This window comes from Mesorhizobium silamurunense (genome assembly GCF_014843825.1).
Lineage (GTDB): Bacteria > Pseudomonadota > Alphaproteobacteria > Rhizobiales > Rhizobiaceae > Mesorhizobium > Mesorhizobium silamurunense.
The window spans coordinates 1-2475 of the sequence record NZ_JHQR01000344.1 but is presented as its reverse complement, the minus strand read 5'-3'; the positions used below and the strand labels follow the sequence as shown (position 1 = coordinate 2475).

At 65.7% G+C, this 2475-nt stretch carries 3 protein-coding genes; 1 reads left to right on the top strand and 2 read right to left on the bottom strand.

Going from position 1 to position 2475, the window contains the following annotated elements:
* Positions 1-1269: aminotransferase-like domain-containing protein (locus DH10_RS32085; RefSeq protein ID WP_192385749.1), on the top strand; the 1269-nt coding region annotated here is incomplete at its 5' end.
* Positions 1270-1560: 291 nt separating this feature from the next.
* Here the strand turns inward: DH10_RS32085 and DH10_RS32080 are convergent.
* Together DH10_RS32080 and DH10_RS32075 are read right to left on the bottom strand one after the other, a co-directional pair.
* Positions 1561-2046, bottom strand: coding sequence for an SRPBCC family protein (locus DH10_RS32080; protein WP_192254062.1), 486 nt, complete (start codon positions 2044-2046; stop codon positions 1561-1563).
* Entirely contained in the window at positions 2043-2360 is a 318-nt protein-coding gene (locus DH10_RS32075) for an ArsR/SmtB family transcription factor (RefSeq protein ID WP_192254059.1), read from the bottom strand. The genes DH10_RS32080 and DH10_RS32075 overlap by 4 nt, the downstream gene beginning before the upstream one ends.
* Positions 2361-2475: the final 115 nt, after the last annotated feature.

Here is a 2475-nt window from a genome sequence, read left to right as displayed (position 1 = left end):
CCCTCCCGGCGCGGCGAGGCGTTGCTTAGCCAGCCCTGCCACCACGGCAGGCCGGGGCAAGTTGCCTTCCACCCCGGCATGCCGGATGCGACGAGCTTTCCCTTCGGCGTCTGGGGCCGGCTGGTCGCGCGCCGCGCCAGCCATGGCGGCGAAACCCTGTTCGGCACCTATGACGTCACCGGCCACCCAGCGCTGAAGGAGGCGATCGCCGGCTATTTGTTCTCCGCGCGCGGCGTGCGCTGCCGGCCGGAGCAGATCGTGATCACCACCGGCGCGCAGGCCGCCTTCGATCTTCTCGCCCGCCTGCTGCTCGATCCCGGCGACACGGTGTGGATGGAGGAGCCCGGCTATTACGGCGCCAAGGCCGCCTTCACCGTGGCCGGCGCCCTGATCCTGCCCATCCCGGTCGACCAGGAGCGCGGTTGGCGCTTAGAGCATGATCCCGAACCGAAGGTCAGCGAAAGCAAAAAGTGGGAACCGGTTTTCGGAGAAAGATCATGCTCCAACAAAGAGTTAGACCGTGATGGCGATTCAACGAAACGCCATCACGGTCTAGACGCGCCGGACTTTTCGCCCCGCCTCATCTATGTGACGCCGGCCTGCCAGCATCCGCTCGGCATCACCATGCGCATGGAGGAGCGGCTGCGCCTGCTCGACATCGCCGAGACCGCTAACAGCTGGGTGATCGAGGACGATTTCGACGGCGAATACCGGTTTCAAGGCCGGCCGGTGCCGGCGATCCAGAGCATGGACCGCTCCGGCCGCGTCATCTATGTCGGCACCTTCGCCAAGCTATTGTTCCCGGCGCTGCGCATCGGCTTCATGGTGCTGCCCATCGAGCTTGCGGGCCGCATCGTCAACGCGCTCTCCACCACCGGCCAGTTCGCGCCGCTGCTGCTGCAGGCAGCGCTCGCCGACTTCATCACCGAAGGCCACATGAACCGTCACCTGAAGCGCATGCGCCGCATCTACGCCCAGCGCCGCCAGCTTTTCCGCGAGATCGTGACCGAACGCCTGCGCGACGAGATCACGCTCTCCCCAGCCGAAGCCGGCATCCAGGTGGTGGGGTATCTCAAGGAGGGCATCGACGACATCAAGGTCAGCCAAGCCGCCGCGAAGAGGGCCATCAACGTTTCGCCGCTGTCGAAATATTTCCAGAACACGGCGGCGACGCAGGGGCTGGTGCTGGGCTACGCGGCCTGTGATGCGGCGCAGACGCGGGAAGGCGTGGAGCGGCTGGCGGCGGCGATACGCGAGACGCTGGGGTGAGCGATCGCCTACGGCAGCGCCACCCCCTCTCCGGCCGCTGCTTTGGGTGGAAAGAGACCCAATCGTCGATCGTCGGCGGGACAGCGCCCCCCTCTGCCCTACCGGGCATCTCCCCCACTTGGGGGGAGATCACGCGCTCGGATGTTTTCGCCAATCTCCAACGTTGCAAACGGAGAGCCGGCGCCGAAGCTGCCAATCTCCCCCCAAGCGAGGGAGATGTCCGGCAGGACAGAGGGGGGCGCGAAGGAACTCGACCGTGCAAGCCCAAGCTCCCTCGATCGCCAGGCTGCCTCACGCCTGCCGCGCCACCACCTCGGCATAGCGCTCCAGATAGAGCGGCCAGCCCTGATCGCCGTCGACGCCGTCGCGCACGCTTTCCCAGCCCTGGCCGTGGCGCTCGAGATTGCGGTGCTCAAGCTCGACGCGGGTGCGCTCCGTGGTTTCGGCGATGAACCGCACTTCCCATTCGCTGGTCTTGGCCGGATCAGTCTCGATCCGCCATTGCGGGCTGATATCCCAGCTGAGCAGCACGCGGTTGGGCGGCTCATAGGCCAGCACGCGGGCCCAGCGGCACTCGCTGCCGTCGACGCCACGGTCATAAACATGGCCGCCGACCCGCGGCTCGAACACCGTCTCGGCGATCTTGACCGGCAGCAGATTGTGCTCGGCCGGTTTGAAGCTGCCGAAGCCTTCAGTGAAAACCTTGAAGGCGCGCTCGATCGGCGCCTCGACCACGACGGATTTTTTCACGGACGCAATGGGGACTCGGGTGTTCATGATGACTCCTCTGGTGGGGTCTCGACGGCCAGCTTGTAGGCCGCGAGCGTCTTGCTCCAGAACCGGTCGAGCCAGGCGCGCATCTGGCCAAGCCCGTGCGGGTCGATGTGGTAGACGTTGCTGGCGCCCTTCGGCTCCGCGCGCACCAGCCGCGAATCCCTGAGCACCTTCAGATGCTGCGACACCGCCGACTGCGACACGGCGACCTGCCGCGTGATCTCCACCACCGAACTCGGCCGCTCCGCGATCAGCTCGAAAATCTGCCTGCGGGTGGTGTCGCCCAGGGCCGCGAGTTGTGCGCTATCAACAGTCATGACTTATGATTAGTCTGGACTGATGATGGAGTCAAGCGGTGGAGCGAGGGCGGCAGCCGCGTCCCGGTCAGAGAGCTAGAAAAAATTTGCCCTTCCCGAGAGATGGGTGACAGTT